A 19,156-nucleotide genomic window follows, 5' to 3' on the forward strand; every position below is an offset into this window, starting at 1 on the left:
TTAAAATTTATTGGACTAATGCCTAGCACCTAAATCACATTTACTTCGGCCTCAATATGGATGCCAAAAATTTTAAAAATAGTGTCCTGAATATTTTTAGAAACATTCAAAATTTCCTGTCCGGTTGCATGACCATAATTCACTAAAACCAGCGCTTGATTTTTATGGATTCCGGCATCGCCAAAACGTTTTCCTTTGAAACCGGCCTGTTCTATCAGCCATCCAGCAGGAACTTTTACTTCAGTTTCTGAAATATCAAAATATTTCATTTCAGGAAATTTCTTGTAAATTTTTTCGAAATCGGATTTTAACAGAATCGGATTTTTAAAGAAACTGCCACTGTTTCCCAATGCTGCCGGATCGGGTAATTTGCTTTGTCGAATGGTAATTACAGCATTGCTGACGTCCTTTAAAGTCGGATTGCTGATGTTGTTTTTGGTTAATTCAGCCGAAATATCGCCGTAAGAAGTATTGATTTTATGATTCTTTTTAGTCAATTTAAAAACAACTGATGTAATGATGTATTGGTTTTTTATTTCGTTTTTGAAAACACTTTCCCGGTAACCAAAATGACATTCGTCCTTTGTGAAAATTTTTATTTCCTGATTTGCTACCGTCATTGCTTCACAGGAAACAAAAGTATCTTTGATTTCAGTTCCGTAAGCACCAATGTTTTGGACCGGCGTAGTCCCTACATTTCCGGGAATTAGCGACATGTTTTCTAATCCTCCAAAATTTTGATCGATGGTCCAAAGCACAAATTCATGCCAGTTTTCGCCCGCCTGACTTCTGACCCACACAAAGTCTTCGTTTTCTTCAAGGATTTTTTTGCCTTTCAAATCGATATGAATCACAAGGGCATCAATGTCTTTTGTCAAAAGCATGTTGCTACCTCCGCCCAAAATAAATTTTTGCTGCGTTTTATTTTCTTGTAAAATAGTTGTCAAATCCTGTATAGAATGAATGGCGACAAACTGTTTTGCTTTGGCTTCAATACCAAATGTGTTGTATTTTTTTAAAGAGAAATTAGGTACTATTTCCATAAAAGAAAGGGCGTTTTGTGTTGTTGAATCCTGCACCAAAAGTAAGGATTAAAATTTAGTTGCATACGTTTTCATCCAGATATGCATCATAAACAACGGCATTATATACGGCGTCATTCTGGTGTCTCCTTTTTGTAAATTCATTATCAGTTTATGGATGTGAATATGTTCAAAATAAGGGATTTGAAACAGATCACTTTTTGCGAAAGACTCTAGTTCATCTTTAAAGGCATGACTCTTTGTGATATAATCACCCCACGGCGCACTCAAACCTACTTTTCTGAAATTCAGAATTTGATTTGGTAAACGTTCTTCCATTGCTTTTTTTAGAATGAATTTCCATTTTTTTCCTGAGAAGAGCCACTTGTCATCCAATGATCCGAGACCAACAACTAATCTTGGGTCCAAAAATGGTTCCCTGCATTCAATGGATGCGCCCATTGTACAGCGATCGTTCCTGTCCAGAAGTGAGCATAAATAGGTGTGTTGGTCAAAATAAAGGGCTTGTCTCCGTAAGTTATCTGGATACAAAGATTTTGCTTCTTTATAAATTTGTTTTCGGTATTCGTTTTCAGGAGGGGTATTGATTCCAAAAGTTTCCGCAATATCATTTGGATAAATAGTAGAGCCATTATAAATAACCAAATCAGATTTTTTACTAATTTGAGCATAACGCATTAACTTCTCGTAGCGTGGTTTTTTTGTAAAAAAATCTAGATTGCCAATGGCTGCAATAGAATTCAATAATGAGGGATATTGTAGGGTTTTGTAGCGTACATAACCACCCATTAACTCATCAGCACCTTCGCCGGAAAGCAATACTTTTACGGAAGGTTTTGCCATTTGAGATACCGCTAAAAGATGCGGTTCACTCAAGTGCATGATTGGTTCATCCTGAAAATAAGTGGAACGTAGTAACTGGTTATAAAGATTTTCATCCTCTAATTGCATAGTTTGAAATCCATAATCGAATTTCTCGGCCATCATTTTTGCCAGATGTGCTTCATTGTGTTCTTTCTCTTTGAAACCCATATTAAAGGTCTGGATGCCGTTGTATTTCTGGTGGTGTAACGAGGCTAAAATAGAGGAGGAATCCAGTCCACCACTCAATAAAACACCTACAGGCACGTCACTTACCATGCGCATTTTAACTGAATCATCAAAGGTTTCCCGAAACCATTCGACCGGATTTTTTATTTCAGGGTGGTTTTGAATTTCCTTTTTTAGATTCCACCAGTTTTCCATAATGGTTTTTCCGCCTTCTTCAATAATTAGGCTATTGCCAGGCAGTACCTTTTTTACGTTTTGGTACAGCGTGTTTTCTCCAGCTACAAATCGGTTAAAAACATATTCTTCCAGTCCGTCTTGCGCCATTTTAAGCGGAACTCCAGCCGTGAAAAGTGCTTTTTGTTCCGATGCAAAATAAAATGTTTCGTTATAAAAAGAATAATATAGCGGTTTAACGCCCATTCTGTCTCGAACAAGAGTCAGCTTTTTTTCTAATGTATCCCAAACAGCAAAAGCAAACATACCATTTAGGCGGTGGAGCATTTTTAAACCGTACAATTGAAATAATTTCATTAAAATCTCCGTGTCTGAGGTCGTTCTGATATCAAATCCATTACTTTTTAACTCTGGATAAAATTCTTTGTAGTTATAAATTTCGCCATTATAAATGAGCACATATCTTCCGTCTTCGGATAGGAAAGGCTGGTGCCCGGCTACTGAAACATCCAAGATTGAAAGTCTTCGGTGTCCAAAACCAATATTGTTTGCTATAAATAATCCTTTGTCATCCGGACCGCGATGTTCCAGAGAATCCCGCATATTAGTAAGAACGCGTTCGTTTACTTTTTTCTGAGATTGTAAATGCAAGATTCCATTAATTCCACACATAATTAATTGGATTGATTTTGGTTGATTAATTCGTGGTATTTATGGGCAATAATCTTCATGTTAATACTATAATCAGCATTTTTTTCAACAATTTTTCTATTCATAGAAACAGCTTCGTTTCGGTATTTATCGTTTTCAAATGCCCAAATTAATTCTTCGGCAAGTTTATTGTAATCATCTACGGGGACTAATTGCCCGTTTTTGCGGTGTTTAATCCAGCTTTTATTTCCGGAAATAGCACTTAAAATTGGATAACAATTAGTTGCCATTGCTTCAAATAAGGATGCCGAAACGCCTTCCGTTACGGGCATACTGATGTAAATGTTTGATTCTTGCAATAGCTTTGGCAATTCCGTATTCAGAATTCTTCCGGTAAAATTGACTTTATTTTCAATGTTTAACTTTTTAGCTAACTCTTTTAATTTAAAAAGTTGTGTTCCGTCTCCTACAATGGTAAGGACGAAATCTATCCCTTTTTGGTTTAAAACAGCAAACGCTTTTAAAATAATAGCATGGCAGTATTCAGGCATCAAAGAGCGGGTGACGATAGCGCAAATTTTTTCAGGATTGGCAGTTTTTTGATTGCCAAATTGCACCAAATCAATTCCCTTTGGTAATACCAAAACTTTACTCATGTCAACTTTAGCCTCCAGCATAGATAAAGTCATCACGGGTCCCCAAGCGTGAATTAAATCGGCTTTTTTGAAAGCGTAATGCTGAATTATTTTTTTTAATGGAAGTGAAATAGATTTTTCCGGCCACAAATCTGTTCCGCCTTGTTGTGCGATTGCAACTGGTTTTACTCCGGACAATGCAGCAAGAAAACCATAACTGGTGGTTCGTTCCGCAATTACCATATCCGGTTTTTGCAGTTGGATTATTTTTCTGATTTTTAAAACAGCAAATTTAAATTCGAAAATCCGTAGTATTCGGTTCTTAAAACTATCGCTAGGCGTTTTTAATTCCCATGTTATAATTTCGAAATCACCAAATTCCTTGAGTCCATTCATCCAGGTGATGGCATCGGCTCTGTAGGATTCCCCCAAAAAAAGTATCCTTCTCTTTTTTGTCGATATCATTTGAATTACTCGGAAGTTAAGGCTCGATTGATGAAATCGTTCAATGGTTTTAGCACAATCAGTTTTTGACTCATTACGGCAACAAAATCTTTTTTGGCAGCTGCCGAAAAATCAATTTTCTGTGAAGACTCAAAACTTTTTAGTTTTAATAATTCAATAGCCGGATGTTCTTTTTCGTACCCTCGTGGCGGGTTTTTCAGGGTGTTTTTTTCATTACGATCAAAGTTGTTAAATTCTTTTTTGAAATCTTTCTTCTCAAGAATAGCTTCCAGATCCTCATGAAAAAATGCTATTTCTTTGCGCATTTTTTTTAAGTCATGGGATTCCGGGCAGTACAATCCGCCGGCAATAAAACTCGCGCCTTTTTCCAGATGAATGTAATAGCCGGAACGATTCAGCCCTTTGGCACCAGACGAAAGCCAGATTCCCAAATGCGATTTGTAAGGCGTTTTGTCCTTAGAAAACCGAATGTCGCGATTGATTCTGAACGTACAATTTTTAACTTCTAGCATTTCCAGCGATGGATCCAAAGGTTTCATCGCGTCCAGTAAATCCCCAACTAGTTGTTGGTAGTCTTTCTTGAACCTTTCGTAGCGTTTTTTGTTTTCCAGAAACCAATCCCGATTATTATTGGCTTTTAAATCATCAAGAAATTGTAGTGTTTCTTTTGAAAGCATCTTGTACTATTGTATTTGTTTTCTTAATTCTTCTTCGCTAATGAAACCGGATTTTCTCCATTTTACAGCTGCTTTTTCATATAATAATAGAGTAGGAAGTTCACTGATTTTCATTTCGGTCATTAAGGTTTTGTTTTTGTCGGCATCCAATCGTATGATGGTTACGCTATCTGCTAGTTCAGTTTGCATTTTTGTGATGTAGGGCGTCATTTTTTTGCATGGCGCACACCATTCTGCATAAAAACTAACCAATACTTTTTTATCAGAGTCTACTGATTTATTGTAGTCCTGCAAAGTCATTCCAGTGATTTTGTTGCTTGGTTTAGACAGTCCTGCAGCGTCCCATTTTAATATTCCGCCTTGTAATTGGTAAACATTAGTAAAGCCAAGTTCTTCCAGTTTTTCAACGGCACTTTGACTTCTTCCGCCGCTTTTGCAGTACACGAAAACAGGTTTTGTTTTGTCTAGTTTTTCGGTGCCTGCAACAAAGCTGTCTCCGAGCCAATCTACATTTACGGCTTTGTCGATATGATCTGACGAAAATTCCGCAGGCGTTCGTACATCCAGAATTTGTGGATTTGGTGTTGCTGCAATTTTTTCGCTAAAAACTTTTGCATCGATAGTTTGACTTTCTTTTGATGCTTGTCCATTACAAGATAAAAAAGCAAAAGATATGATTAATACGAATATTGAACTGAATTTCATTGTAATTTGATTTATAATTGAATACGCTAAATTAGGTGTTTTTTCAATTTTCAGGCCTTATAAAGTACTAAATAAAAGTTATAAGTTGAAAATTTTATAGCTCTGATGGGTCAATTTTAGAATAACTTCCGTACGTTCCGGATGGGTATCTGAAATGAAAAGTTGACCAAAAGTATCGCTGTTGACCATTTCGATTATTTTGGCCACGCGACTTTCGTCTAATTTATCAAAAATATCATCAAATAACAGAATTGGTTTTACACCGCTTTGTTTTTTTAAAAACTCAAATTGCGCTAATTTTAAAGCGATCAAATACGATTTTTGTTGGCCTTGCGAGCCAAATTTCTTTATTGGATGTTGGTCAATTTCAAAGGCTAAATCGTCTTTATGGATTCCTACACTCGTATAATGTAACGCTCGGTCTTTATTGATATTTTCCTGTAAAAGGGTCAACAAGTCTTTTTCGAATAAATGGCTTTCGTAAACGAGTTGCACGGTTTCCTGTGAACCCGTTATAGCTTGATGATGGGTATTGAAAATAGGAATGAATTGTTCTATAAATGCTTTTCTTTTTTCGAAAATATAGTTTCCAAAACCATTGAGTTGTTCATTATATATGGAGAGCGTGTCAGTATCGAAAACATGATTTAACGCAAAATATTTCAACAAAGCATTGCGCTGACTCATTACTTTCTGGTATTGAATAAGTTGCTGTAAATAGTGGGAGTCCAGTTGCGAAATCACACTGTCCATGAATTTCCGTCGGGTTTCGCTGCCTTCCACAATCAAATCTCTATCGGCCGGAGAAATAATCACTAAAGGAATAAACCCAATATGATCTGAGAATTTGTCGTAGGCTTTGCCGTTGCGTTTCAATATTTTTTTCTGTCCTTTTTTAAGGCTGCAGACAATTTGTTCCGTTCTTTCGTTTTTTTCAAATGCAGCATCTATAACGAAAAATTCGGCTCCATGTTTGATGTTTTGTACCGCCAATGGATTAAAATAGCTTTTTCCGTACGATAAATGGTAGATTGCATCGAGCACATTTGTTTTGCCAATACCGTTTTTACCTACAAAGCAATTTATTTTAGAGTCAAAATCAAAATTAGCTTCAGAAAAATTCTTATAATTGAACAGTGAAATTTTTTTTAAATACATGGGTAAGGCTTGCTGGTATTGAGAACTTTGCTGTTTTTGAACAGACTTTTCAAAGTGGGTGCAAATTATTGAAAAATATCGATAAAACCGTCTTTTCTGTTTTTTCTATGAGAATTATTTTGTCTTTGGAAACAAAGAATCTGATAAGATATTTTTTTTAAATATAAAAGCATATTTTTTGTGTGGGTTTGAATAAAAATTTTATTTTTGCGACTCACTAAATTAAATTTAAATGGCTACTTACAATAAAAGAGGATATAAAGCACCAAAAGAAAAAGAAACAAAAGACGGCGTTGAAGCAGTAGTAATTGATGATAAGGACAGTACAACAGCAGAAGTATTTTCTAAATTAGATCAAACCGCTACAATAACGGAGGATTGGGTAGCTAAAAACCAAAAAATTATTATTGGATTAGTTGCCGCTGCTACCCTATTTACTATTGGATATTTAGCCTACCAAAGATTTATTGCTGCGCCACAACAAGAGGAAGCCGCTAATGAAATGTTCGTGGCACAACAAAATTTTCAAAAAGCAACAGATGGAGTAGCAAGTGACTCCTTATATAAGCTGTCTTTGAATGGTTCAGAAGGTAAATTTGGATTTCTGAAAATTGCAGATGAATATTCTGGAACTGATGCTGGAAATTTAGCTAATTATTATGCGGGAATTGCCTATTTGAATACCGGAAAATATACTGAAGCGATTGATTATTTAGGTAAATTTAAATCGGATGATATTGTTTTAAGTGCGTTGGCAAAAGGAGCAATTGGAGATGCTTATTCTCAAAAAAATCAACCAAAAGAAGCGTTAGAGAATTATGTAAAAGCGGCAGGATCTAATAAAAATGATTTTACAACACCACGTTTCTTATTGAAGGCCGGAAAAACAGCTTTGGCTCTAGGAAATAAAGAAGAAGCATTGAAATATTTTACTGACATCAAAGAAAATTATGAGGGCGCTCCAGAAGCTGCTTCAGTTGACGTTTTAATAGGATTGGCACAATAATATAAAAGTTAATAGTCACAGTTTTTAGTTTCCAGAAACTGCATACTGCGACTGTGACTGAAAACTAAATAAGATGGCTACCGAAAATAAAAATTTATCCGAGTATGACAAAAATATGGTTCCAGATGCGAAAAAATTTCGTTTCGGAATTGTAGTTGCAGAATGGAATGACACCATCACCGAAGGGCTTTTTGATGGGGCATTCAAGACATTATTAGAAAATGAAGTTCCTTCCGGACAAATCATACGGTGGAATGTTCCAGGGAGTTTTGAACTTGTCTATGGAGCCAAAAAAATGTTGCAAACTCAAAATGTGGATGCTGTTATTGTTATAGGGTGCGTCATCCAAGGACAAACCAAACATTTTGATTTTGTGTGTGAAGGCGTTACGCAGGGAATAAAAGATTTGAATGTTCAAACGGATGTTCCGGTTATCTTTTGTGTTTTGACAGATAATACCATGCAACAATCAATTGATAGAAGCGGAGGAATTCATGGAAATAAAGGGACTGAAGCAGCTATTGCTGCTATAAAAATGGCTTATATCCGCCAGCAGGCTTCTTTGAATCATCAGTTTGATAACCAACAGTTATTGTCTTCCGGTGCTTTGCAAATTGAAAATTTGCCATTGGAATTAAAAGAATAAGAATAAAAATTTATAATTCTTTAACCTATACTATTGCATATATAGTATAGGTTTTTTGTTTTATTTATGATTAAATACGCTACCATTCCCCGTAGAAATTCATTAAATTTGTGCTTCTTGGTTTTATAATAAACTATTGTCGCCCGGAGAAGTCTATACTGAGCGAAGTCGAAGTACAGTCAAAGGGATAAACTTTAAACCTAATTTTTTTAATGTCGAGTATAATTCAATTACTTCCGGATCATGTTGCCAATCAAATTGCTGCTGGCGAAGTCGTTCAAAGACCCGCTTCGGTAGTCAAAGAATTGCTCGAAAACGCGGTAGATGCCAGAGCAACGGATATCAAACTAATTATTAAAGATGCCGGAAAAGCATTGGTTCAAGTCATTGACAATGGTTTAGGGATGAGTGTTACTGATGCGCGTTTGTGTTTTGAGCGCCATGCTACCTCCAAAATCCGTCATGCCGAAGATTTATTTTCACTGCATACCAAAGGGTTTCGTGGCGAAGCATTAGCATCTATTGCGGCAATTGCCCATGTGGAAATGAAAACCAAACAAGATCAGGAAGAACTTGGAACCCATATTATTGTTGAAGGCAGTAAATTCGTATCTCAAGAGGTAGCTGTTTTGCCTAAAGGAACTTCATTTGCCGTGAAAAACTTGTTTTTTAATATTCCAGCACGACGGAATTTCTTAAAGTCGGACACCGTAGAATACCGCCATGTAGTGGATGAGTTTCAGCGTGTGGCTTTGGCTCATCCAAAAATACATTTTACATTTTATCACAACGGCAGTGAAATGTTCAACTTGCCTCCATCAACTTTACGACAACGAATTGTGAATATTTTTTCAGGTAAAACCAATGAAAAATTAGTTCCGGTTCAGGAAGAAACTGAAATTGTAACAATTCAAGGATTTGTAAGCAAACCAGAATTTGCCAAAAAAAATCGTGGAGAACAATTTTTCTTTGTCAATGACCGTTTTATAAAAAGCGGTTATTTGCATCATGCGGTTATGGCTGCCTATGACGGAATCTTGAAAGACGGTGCGCAGCCCAGTTATTTTTTATATTTGTCAGTGCCACCCAACACTATTGATATCAATATTCATCCCACTAAAACGGAAATTAAGTTTGATGACGAACATGCTTTATATGCTATTTTACGATCTTCGATAAAGCATAGTTTGGGCCAGTTTAATGTGGCTCCAGTATTAGATTTTGATCGCGATTCTAATTTAGATACGCCGTATCATTACAAAGATTTAGAAGGTGCTACACCGACGATTCAGGTAGATGGCAACTTCAATCCGTTTTCTGAAGAAAAACCCAGTAAGCAATTTACCAGTTATAGAAAACCAGAACCAACCGCTAATTGGGAAAGTTTATACGTAGGCTTAAAACAGGATACGGATGAAATAGGGCATTTGACTTTCGAAAATGAAGAAGTTACCTCGTCTTTATTTAATGACGAAGAAGTGGAGCATTCTGTTCATAAAACGTATCAAATACATAAAAAATATATTGTTTCCTCCATCAAATCCGGAATGGTAATTGTCGATCAGCAGCGGGCGCACCAACGTGTTTTGTATGAGCAGTTTTTGGTCAATATGACGGTTAATCAAGCCTCAAGTCAGCAGTTATTATTTCCTTTGAACCTATTTTATTCGTCAAGCGAAATGGAGCTTATCGGGGAATTACAATTATCATTAATGAATACCGGATTTGTTTTTGAAGAAAATAACACCGATCATATTGTTATTTCAGGAATACCGGTAAATGTAACGGAGAGTGAAGTTTCACTGGTTTTAGAACAATTATTAAGTGATTTGCAGGACGGAATTCCAGAAAGCAGTTTCAGCCAGAACGATACGATTGCCAAATCGATGGCCAAAAGTTTAGCCGTGAAAACAGGAACACACCTGACAGAAAAAGAACAGGAAAATTTGGTCAACGGACTTTTTGCCTGTAAAGACCCAAATGTTTCCCCATTCTATAAACCCACTTTCATCACTATGCGTGTGGAAGATTTAGATAAAAAATTTGCATTATGAGAAACGTTACTGAAACCGTAAAACAATTAATTATTATCAATGTATTGTTTTTTGTAGGGACACTGATTATAAAAGAGCCCGCCTATAAAATATTAGCATTGTATTTTCCGGAAAACCCAAGTTTTCAATTGTGGCAACCGGTGACGCACATGTTTATGCATGGCGGTTTTATGCATATTTTTTTCAATATGTTTGCGTTATATTCTTTTGGATCTGCTTTAGAGCAAATGTGGGGAAGTAAGAAATTCTTGTTTTTCTATATTTCCTGCGGATTAGGTGCAGCGTTGTTGCATACCGGAGTCAATTATTACTATTTTCAAGACGGATTGAATACGCTAATGGCTAATGGTTTTTCTAAACAAGAAATTTTGCAAATTTTGAACGAAGGTAAGATTGATACCAGATGGCAGGAGATCTTAGCGGTTTCTGATTTTCAGAATTTCACAAGTGCCTATGTAGGTACTGCAGTGGGAGCCTCTGGCGCTATTTACGGAACGATAGTAGCCTTTGCCTTTATGTTTCCTAATGCTGAGTTGTCTTTGATGTTTATTCCTGTACCCATAAAAGCAAAGTATTTTGTTCCGGGTTTAGTGTTAATCGATTTGTACCTGGGTATTTCAGGAAAATCAATTTTTGGTGGTGGCGGAATTGCCCATTTTGCCCACGTTGGTGGCGCCTTATTTGGTTTTATTATTACGTGGTACTGGAAGAAAAATCAGTTCAATAAGAACCGTTGGAATTAAAAGTCTAACAGCTTTTAAAGTAGTATATAACCTAAACAGCAGCTCTTAAATCCCAATTAACTTATGAATATTATCGACGACCTGAAATTACAATACAAAATGGGAGGAATAGTGACTCAGCTACTCTTTTGGAATGTCGCTTTGTTTGTGCTTCCGTGGTTGTTTTTTGCACTTTTATCCGTGTTGAGTGTCCATATTGATTATGTTCAATATGTGAGTTTGTCGTCTAATCCGTTGGATTTGCTCTGGAAACCATGGTCGTTGCTTTCGTATGCTTTTTTTCACAGCGGCATCATGCATATTGTTTTTAATATGATTGTTTTGAATTTTTCAGGCAGATTGTTTATGACGTTTTTTACCTCCAAACAGTTGTTGGGCTTGTATCTTTTGAGTGCCATTTTTGCGGGGATTTGTTATATTCTGGTGTTTTATGTTTTAAATATCAATGCGCCAATGGTAGGGGCTTCAGCTGCTATCATGGGTATTTTAGTAGCTGTTACAACTTATTATCCGTTGATGAGCGTACAGCTTTTGATTATTGGAAATGTCAAATTATGGCATATAACCGCTGTAATTATTATTATTGATTTGATGCAGCTGCGTTCCGAAAATATGGGTGGACATATTTCTCACCTTTCCGGAGCTCTTTTTGGTTTTATTTTTATTAAATTGCTTCAAAATGGAACGGATTTAAGTACAGTTGTATCTCGTAGTTTAGATTTTTTTACAAATTTGTTTCGTAAAAAACCTACTACACCGTTCAAAAAAGTACACAAAAATTACCGTAAACCTGTTGAAAAAACGGCTTCAAAAATAATTGAAAAAGATAAAGCACAGCAACAGATTGATGAGATTTTAGATAAAATCAGCCAGTCCGGTTACGATAGTTTGACTAAAGAAGAGAAAGAGTTCTTGTTTAAAGTAGGTAAATAAGCTTTTTAAAGTGGTTAACATTTTTGTTTAAATAATAAAATATAGAAAAAAATGAAAAATCTTTCATGGTTTAATAAAGGAATGTTTTTTTTGAACATAGTCCTTACCCTTGTGACTTTTACTGCCTATGTTTTGCCTTTTCTAGCCCCTAAATCGTTTCCTTTTTTGTCAGTTTTGACACTTTTTATGCCTCTTTTTTTTATATTAAACGGTTTGTTTTTTATGTATTGGGCCATACAATTCAAAAAACAGTTGATTGTATCGGGTTTAGTATTATTGATTGGCATTACTTTTATAAATAAATTCTATAAGTTTTCAGCACCGGAAGTAATTAAAGAAGAAAAAGATTTTACTATAATGAGCTACAATGTGCGCTTGCTAAATGTTTTTAAGTGGATTGATAGAGATGATGTGCCCTCAGATATTTTAAACTTTATAAATGATAAGAATCCAGATATAGTGTGTATTCAGGAATTTTCATCTTCGGGTAATATTGATTTAAAGGTATATCCACATCGTTATATTTTTATGAATGGTGATAAAATTAAAACAGGACAAGCAATATTTTCAAAATTTCCAATCCTTAATCAAGGGAAAATAACGTTTCCAAACTCCAGTAATAATGTGATTTTTGCTGATATAAAAAAAGGAAAGGACATTATCAGAGTCTATAACATGCATTTACAATCTATCAAGATTTCTCCCGACGTAGATGAAATTGATGAAAATATTGAGGTCATTGATCAACAAAAATCGCAAATGCTTTTTATCAGAATTAGCAAAGCGTTCAAACAACAGCAACAGCAAGCAGAGATTTTTAAGGAACACAAAATGAAATGTACTTACCCTACAATTATTTGCGGAGATATGAATAATAGTGCGTTTTCTTATGTGTACCGTAACATAAAGGGCAACATGAAAGACAGTTTTGAAGAAGCCGGAACCGGTTTTGGAGAGACGTATAAATTCAGGTATTACCCGGCCAGAATTGATTATATTTTTGCCGATGAGAAAATGTCAGTAAAGAAATTTGAAAACTTTCCTCGATTTATAAACTCGGATCATTTTCCTATTATGGCACGATTGTCTTATGAGTAGCAAGTAGAAAAATGCTTTATTTGATAATCAATTCTTGTTTTTTTAAATAATCCATCGCGTATTTTCCTTCATTAAACAGCAAATCCAGAACACTCAAATTGTTGATAAAACCATGTTTGTCATCAAAAACCTGTGTGTAGTTTTCAAATATCGAAACGTCTTTTTTTCCGTTGACCAAAGCTCTTAAGTCGGTAATTGTCTCGATATCAATCTCATGAAAGTATTCCGTGGTTGTAGTATAATCCAGTTTTATTCGGAAACATTTGGATAGAAGGGCTACAATTTCAAAATTTAAATCCAATAAAAATAGTTGTTTTTTTTCAAAAATGGGACGAATGTCATCTTCAAAATATTCAAAAAAAGGAGAACTTCTGTAGGCGGCTTCCAATGATTTGAAATGCTGTTTTTGCCAGTCAAAGTCGGTTTCGATTTTGATGTCTTTAGTTTTTTGATGACTTTCTTTTGAATGCTTCACGGGAATATTCAACAGCTGAATCCCATTGGGACTATAAATATAAGCGCGGTTGCGATTGGTTTGTTTCTGAAAATTATCGGCAACCTCAAAGGTGATGCTCTCCGATTGTACCATGGCAGCAAAATTGCTAATCGAGGGGAAGTAAGTTGGGTGTATGAGAATATTCATATTTGTCTAAAGTTTTTAAAGTTATAATGTCCAAAGTCATAAAGTTAGATTAGATGCTAACTTGATGACTTTGGACGTTTGAACTTTGGACTAATTTTTCGCCTCTTTTCTTTTTTTCCAAAAATATTCTCCTACGAAGAAAATAACGAGTCCTAACAGAAATAATTTAAAATACGACTGCGGTTGCCCTTCACCGCTAACCGTTGTGAAAACCCTGTCCCAGCGTACTTTTTCTAATCCTTTGCCGTTAGGATCGATACTGAGCCATATAAATATAGGTTTCCCTACAATGTGATTTTCGGGTACAAATCCCCAATAACGACTGTCTTCAGAGTTATGACGGTTGTCTCCCATCATCCAGTAATAATTTTGTTTGAAGGTGTATGTTTTTACAACGGCACCGTTCAATCTGATTTCGTTTCCTGTAACCTTTAGATCATTTTTTTTACCATCCTCATTCATTTCATAATCAGTAATGATTGCTTTGTAGAAAGGCAGCGTTTCAGTGGTTAACGCAACCGTTTTTCCTTTTTCCGGAATGTAAATTGGGCCAAAATTATCACGATTCCATTTATTGATATGCGGGAAGATTGTGTTGTCCGCATCCTTTGCTATCTGTCTGATTACAGCCGTGATACCTGGTGTGTTTTTTAATCGTTCTGCACCTGCTTCAGTCAAGGCACTCAGAAAAAGGGTGTCTCTTTTTGTTTGATCTATAAATCCAGCAGGATCCGTCACATCTAAATCCTTAAATATTGATTCAAAATCGATAGGTGTTTTTCCGTCCAGAGCTACTTTATAAGAGAACTGTGGTTTAGCTCTTTCGGGCATTTGCAAGAGTTTGCCATCAATATAAATCATGCCATCCTTTATGGACAAGCTGTCTCCAGGGATTCCCAGACATCTTTTTACATAATTCGATTTCTTATCAACGGGCTTGTAGGCACGTCTTTTTGAAGTATCAAAAAATCTATAAACGGTATCTACCGGCCAGTTGAACACAACAATATCCGTACGATCAATATTCTGAATGCCGGGCAGTCTCATGTACGGCAATTGTGGCCAGATGAGGTATGATTTACTTTTTGTCAAAGGAATAGAGTCGTGTACCATTGGGAATGCTACTGTGGTCATGGGAACTCTTGCACCATAATTCATTTTACTTACAAATAGAAAATCACCGACTAATAAGGATTTTTCTAAGGAGGAGGTAGGGATGGTATACGGTTGAATGAAATAGGTATGAACAACTGTGGCTACAATTACAGCAAAAAGTAAGGAACTAATAGTGTCTGCCGTTTTGTTTTCAGGACTAAGGCTTCTGTCAGCATTATAATTTAATTTTTGGGTATAATTAATGTAGTATATATATAATCCAAAAGTAATTATTCCCAGGAAAGTGTCTAATCCGGATCGTTTTCCAAAACTGCGTAGCGTTTCTACCCAGATTACCGGAAATACAATGAGATTGATGATTGGAATAAATAGCAATACAGTCCACCAAGTGGGACGTCCTATTATTTTCATTAAAACAATTGCATTGTAAACAGGAATAGCGGCTTCCCAACGTTTTCTGCCGGCGCTCTCATATAGTTTCCAAGTTCCTAGAAAGTGAACAATCTGGACTAGCAGAAAAAATACAAACCATTGATATACTGACATAGTTTTTTGTTTTAAGTTTGAGATTTAAGATTGTTTCGCTAGAAATGTACTCAAACAGGTGAATAATTTTATTTTAATTCTAATACATCTTTCATTGTGAAAACGCCTTGCTTTCCTACAATCCATTCAGCGGCAATGACTGCCCCAAGCGCAAATCCTTCACGATTGTGCGCGGTGTGCTTCATTTCGATTGCATCCACAGCAGAATTGTAATTAACGGTATGCGTGCCAGGTATTGTACCAATTCTTTTGGCTTTTATAGGAATTTGTTTTTCCAGTTCGTTTGGGCTCAAGTGATTTGCTTCCGGTTTTTCTAAGGTCCAGTTGGTGTAAGAACTATTTGCAAGTATTCCGTTGGCCAATGAAATAGCAGTTCCGCTAGGTGCATCCAGTTTTTGGGTATGATGAATTTCTTCAATCGCTACTTTGTACGTGTCAAATTTCGACATGATTTTAGCCAGATATTCATTGAGTTCAAAGAAAATATTTACTCCTAAACTAAAGTTAGAACTGGAAATAAAAGCGCCTTTTTTTTGATTACAAAGTGCCACCATCTCCTCATACTGTTCCAGCCATCCTGTGGTTCCTGAAATAACGGGCACATTGGCCTGGAAACAACTGGAAATATTGCTCACTGCAGCAGTTGGAACACTGAAATCAATTGCCACATCAGCTGCTGAAAGTCCATCAAAAGTGTTCTTTTCCTCTTTTTTCAAAACGATTTCATGCCCTCTTTCCAGTGCAATCCGTTCAATTACCTGACCCATTTTTCCGTATCCTAAAAGCGCAATTTTCATTTTTTATTTTTTTTTTGAATAGTGTACAATTCCTATTAGTAGTAATCCTATTAAAAGACCGGCGATAAAACCAGAAAAGAAATCATTCATTCGGATCGAATCAAACGCTTTAATTTCTGAATAATTCACTAAGGTGAGCAGCAGTAAAACGGTAGTGAGGATAAAAAAATATTTCTTTCCTATTTTAGTAACTAATAACATAAGCAGCGGTTCTTTTTTTTGTATTTAAGCTTTCCGGTTTTGTGTCTAAAACTGATAATTAAATGTTAGTCCTACATTCGTCTTAAATGTTACATTATCTGGATAAAGAACGGGTCTTACGGATAAGTTTTCATCAACATTAAATTGTAATAAAGCTGCATCTACATTCGCATCAAGAATATTCAGGGCGTAAAAGGCAATTGTTATCAAAGCGGACAAATCACGATTTCGCTGGTAAAATTTTTGGCCAGCAATTAATCGATTGTTGTCTAAGAATGCTAAATCGTCAGTGGTGTAGCCTTCTAGGCGACTTTTATAGGCGTCTCTGTATTGGTGGTATTTTTTATTACTGTCGATGTAAAAGTAAAGACTGGTTCCTATGGCGCCATAAACCAGCGGTATTTTCCAGTATTTTTTATTGTAAGCCTGGCCTAATCCTGGTAAAATTGCAGAAAAAAAAGCAGCTTTTGCTGGGGTCAACGGATCAATGTCATTTGATTTCAAAGTGTCTTTTGCCACCAAAACCGCCTCTGTTCCCGTTTGGGAAAAAACAGTGTGATTTCCTAAAGTGAAAAGGAGCAGACTTATGAAAATGATTTTATGCACTATTCGTTTATTAGTTTAATGATTCTTTTGAAGTCTTCTTCAGAGTGAAATGGAATTGTGATTTTTCCTTTACCATTTCCGGCTACTTTCACATCGACTTTAGTTCCAAAATAATTTGTAAAAACGCTCTTTTGAGTATCTGCAATTTCAAAGGATGCAGTTTTTGGTTTTCCGGCGACTTTAGGTTTTAAACTTTCCTGATAGTTTTTTACCAAAGCTTCCGTATCACGAACCGATAGATTTTGACTGACAATTTTTTGATAAATATCAGTTTGAATATCCTGGTCTTCAATATTGATTATCGCACGACCGTGACCCATACTGATAAAACCATCTCGAATTCCGGTTTGAATTATCGGATCCAGTTTCAAAAGCCTCAAATAATTAGCAATAGTAGAGCGTTTTTTCCCTACTCGCTCACTCATTTGTTCCTGAGTCAGCTGAATCTCATCGATCAAACGTTGGTAGGATAAGGCAATCTCAATAGGATCTAAATCGTGGCGCTGAATATTTTCGACTAAGGCCATCACCAGCGATTCGTTGTCATTTGCAATCCGAATGTACGCAGGAACAGTAGTTAATCCCACAAGGGTAGAGGCACGAAGACGGCGTTCTCCTGAAATCAATTGGTATTTATTGAAATCTAGTTTTCTAACAGTGATTGGTTGAATAACACCTAATTCCTTGATAGAAGTTGCTAATTCCCGCAATGATTCCTCATTGAAATTGCTTCTGGGCTGGAACGGATTTATTTCAATAGCTTCAATATCAAGCTCAATAATGTTTCCTACAACTTTATCGGCATTTTTATCATTTACGGATTTTATATCGTTTTCCGGATCTTTCAATAACGCAGATAATCCTCTTCCCAGGGCTTGTTTTTTTAGTGCTTTTGCCATAAAACTATTTGCTGTTTTTCTTTATAACTTCTTGAGCTAGATGCAGGTAATTGGTAGCTCCTTTGCTTGTTGCATCGTAGTTTATAATGCTTTCGCCAAAACTGGGTGCTTCACTCAATTTGACATTTCTTTGAATAATAGTGTCAAAAACCATGTCGTTAAAATGTTTCTGAACCTCTTCAACCACTTGGTTTGACAAACGCAAACGGGAGTCAAACATGGTCAATAATAATCCTTCGATATCTAAATCCGGATTGTGAATTTTTTGGATACTTTTTATGGTATTCAGTAATTTCCCTAGTCCTTCTAATGCAAAATATTCACACTGAATAGGAATAATTACGGAGTCAGCGGCCGTCAACGCATTTAAGGTAAGTAATCCCAATGATGGCGCACAATCTATGATAATATAGTCGTAATCGTCTTTGATACTTTCTAATGCTAGTTTAAGCATATATTCTCTATTCTCCTTATCGACTAATTCAATTTCAATAGCAACAAGATCAATATGCGATGGAATCACATCCACGTTTATAGCAGAACATTTTATGATGGCCTCTTTTGGTGTGTGACTGTGTTCTAAAATTTGATACGTACCTATTTCTACGGATTCCACGTCAATACCCAATCCTGAGGACGCATTAGCCTGAGGATCAGCATCAATAAGTAGCACTTTTTTTTCTAAAACACCCAATGAAGCAGCAAGATTAACTGACGTAGTAGTTTTGCCAACCCCTCCTTTTTGATTAGCAATCGCGATGATTTTGCCCATTTATTTTTCTAAATTTTGAACCGTAAAAATACAATTATTTATGGTTTCTAAAAATCTATTTTGTTAACATTTGTTAATGCTTGATTAGTCGCTATTTGACCATTCCTGTTTTGAAAACGAATTTCATTTTATGGGAGCTATTTCAGCAGTGCACTACAATCCCGATTGTTCGGGACTTGAGTTGCAATGTGGGCTAGGGGAAGTTGTGCATTCATTCTGCTTTGAAAAAATATTTTTATTTAGATTTTTATATTGATTTTCCAACTAAATAATTTTAGTTCTTAATTTCAGTAATAGTTTTGCTAAAGCAAAAAATAATGCTATCTTTGCACCCGCTTACGGGGTGTAGCGTAGCTCGGTTATCGCGCCTGCTTTGGGAGCAGGAGGCCGCAGGTTCGAATCCTGCCACCCCGACAAAAGCCGAACAAGTGTGTTCGGCTTTTTTTATTTTATAAATATGTACATTGTATACATAATTCAGAGTGAAATTACTTTTAAATATTATGTTGGTCAAACGGACCATCTTACAAATAGATTA

18 protein-coding genes and 1 tRNA gene are annotated in these 19,156 nt (G+C 35.9%); 7 read left to right on the plus strand and 12 right to left on the minus strand.

The features are described 5' to 3' along the window. Positions 1-29: 29 nt before the first annotated feature. From murB to recF, 6 genes are all read right to left on the minus strand, one after another. The gene (gene murB / locus EKL98_RS10650; RefSeq protein WP_126555053.1) at positions 30-1,043 is read right to left on the minus strand and encodes a UDP-N-acetylmuramate dehydrogenase; all 1,014 of its coding nucleotides are present in this window, start codon (positions 1,041-1,043) and stop codon (positions 30-32) included. Between the two features lie 48 nt (positions 1,044-1,091). Beyond that, on the minus strand, positions 1,092-2,939 hold the full coding sequence (gene asnB, locus EKL98_RS10655; RefSeq protein ID WP_126562319.1) for an asparagine synthase (glutamine-hydrolyzing): 1,848 nt from the start codon (positions 2,937-2,939) through the stop codon (positions 1,092-1,094). Between the two features lie 2 nt (positions 2,940-2,941). Continuing rightward, a complete protein-coding gene (locus EKL98_RS10660) occupies positions 2,942-4,018 on the minus strand; it encodes a glycosyltransferase (RefSeq protein ID WP_126562322.1) in 1,077 nt (358 codons plus the stop codon). Positions 4,019-4,023: 5 nt separating this feature from the next. Beyond that, a complete protein-coding gene (locus EKL98_RS10665) occupies positions 4,024-4,695 on the minus strand; it encodes a DUF2461 domain-containing protein (RefSeq protein ID WP_126555047.1) in 672 nt (223 codons plus the stop codon). 6 nt (positions 4,696-4,701) lie between these two features. After that, positions 4,702-5,400 (minus strand): thioredoxin domain-containing protein, encoded by a 699-nt coding sequence (locus tag EKL98_RS10670; protein WP_126562324.1) that lies wholly within the window; start codon positions 5,398-5,400, stop codon positions 4,702-4,704. A 78-nt stretch (positions 5,401-5,478) separates the two neighbouring features. Further along, positions 5,479-6,558, minus strand: coding sequence for a DNA replication/repair protein RecF (gene recF / locus EKL98_RS10675; protein ID WP_126461484.1), 1,080 nt, complete (start codon positions 6,556-6,558; stop codon positions 5,479-5,481). A gap of 232 nt (positions 6,559-6,790) precedes the next feature. On the opposite strand from recF, the gene EKL98_RS10680 reads away from it, so the two are divergent. From EKL98_RS10680 to EKL98_RS10705, 6 genes are all read left to right on the plus strand, one after another. Further along, complete coding sequence (locus EKL98_RS10680; RefSeq protein ID WP_126555043.1) at positions 6,791-7,564, plus strand: tetratricopeptide repeat protein; 774 nt, start codon at positions 6,791-6,793, stop codon at positions 7,562-7,564. Between the two features lie 73 nt (positions 7,565-7,637). Beyond that, a complete protein-coding gene (gene ribH, locus EKL98_RS10685) occupies positions 7,638-8,210 on the plus strand; it encodes a 6,7-dimethyl-8-ribityllumazine synthase (RefSeq protein WP_126453629.1) in 573 nt (190 codons plus the stop codon). Between the two features lie 212 nt (positions 8,211-8,422). After that, positions 8,423-10,264, plus strand: a complete 1,842-nt coding sequence (gene mutL / locus EKL98_RS10690) for a DNA mismatch repair endonuclease MutL (protein ID WP_126562327.1) — start codon at positions 8,423-8,425, stop codon at positions 10,262-10,264. Further along, positions 10,261-11,007: a rhomboid family intramembrane serine protease gene (locus EKL98_RS10695; RefSeq protein WP_126453633.1), complete on the plus strand. Its 747-nt coding sequence runs from the start codon at positions 10,261-10,263 to the stop codon at positions 11,005-11,007. Before mutL ends, EKL98_RS10695 begins: the two co-directional genes overlap by 4 nt. 63 nt (positions 11,008-11,070) lie before the next feature. Further along, positions 11,071-11,940, plus strand: coding sequence for a rhomboid family protein (locus tag EKL98_RS10700; protein ID WP_126562329.1), 870 nt, complete (start codon positions 11,071-11,073; stop codon positions 11,938-11,940). A 51-nt stretch (positions 11,941-11,991) separates the two neighbouring features. Next, positions 11,992-13,038: an endonuclease/exonuclease/phosphatase family protein gene (locus EKL98_RS10705; RefSeq protein ID WP_126562332.1), complete on the plus strand. Its 1,047-nt coding sequence runs from the start codon at positions 11,992-11,994 to the stop codon at positions 13,036-13,038. Positions 13,039-13,054: 16 nt separating this feature from the next. Here the strand turns inward: EKL98_RS10705 and EKL98_RS10710 are convergent, their stop codons facing one another. From EKL98_RS10710 to EKL98_RS10735, 6 genes are all read right to left on the minus strand, one after another. Continuing rightward, positions 13,055-13,681 carry a WbqC family protein gene (locus tag EKL98_RS10710; RefSeq protein ID WP_126562333.1) on the minus strand — a complete coding sequence of 209 codons (627 nt, stop codon included), beginning with the start codon at positions 13,679-13,681 and terminating at the stop codon, positions 13,055-13,057. Positions 13,682-13,771: 90 nt separating this feature from the next. Next, a complete protein-coding gene (lepB, locus tag EKL98_RS10715) occupies positions 13,772-15,343 on the minus strand; it encodes a signal peptidase I (protein ID WP_126516515.1) in 1,572 nt (523 codons plus the stop codon). A 68-nt stretch (positions 15,344-15,411) separates the two neighbouring features. Continuing rightward, positions 15,412-16,140: a 4-hydroxy-tetrahydrodipicolinate reductase gene (gene dapB / locus EKL98_RS10720; protein ID WP_126453644.1), complete on the minus strand. Its 729-nt coding sequence runs from the start codon at positions 16,138-16,140 to the stop codon at positions 15,412-15,414. Positions 16,141-16,386: 246 nt separating this feature from the next. Beyond that, positions 16,387-16,947 carry a DUF5683 domain-containing protein gene (locus EKL98_RS10725; RefSeq protein ID WP_126461437.1) on the minus strand — a complete coding sequence of 187 codons (561 nt, stop codon included), beginning with the start codon at positions 16,945-16,947 and terminating at the stop codon, positions 16,387-16,389. Next, positions 16,947-17,846 carry a ParB/RepB/Spo0J family partition protein gene (locus EKL98_RS10730; RefSeq protein WP_126453647.1) on the minus strand — a complete coding sequence of 300 codons (900 nt, stop codon included), beginning with the start codon at positions 17,844-17,846 and terminating at the stop codon, positions 16,947-16,949. The genes EKL98_RS10725 and EKL98_RS10730 overlap by 1 nt, the downstream gene beginning before the upstream one ends. A 4-nt stretch (positions 17,847-17,850) precedes the next feature. Further along, positions 17,851-18,618 (minus strand): ParA family protein, encoded by a 768-nt coding sequence (locus EKL98_RS10735; RefSeq protein WP_126453649.1) that lies wholly within the window; start codon positions 18,616-18,618, stop codon positions 17,851-17,853. Positions 18,619-18,957: 339 nt separating this feature from the next. Here EKL98_RS10735 and EKL98_RS10740 point away from each other — a divergent pair. Next, positions 18,958-19,032, plus strand: a tRNA-Pro gene (locus tag EKL98_RS10740). Positions 19,033-19,156 lie beyond the last annotated feature (124 nt).

It is taken from the genome of Flavobacterium bomense, assembly GCF_003970355.1.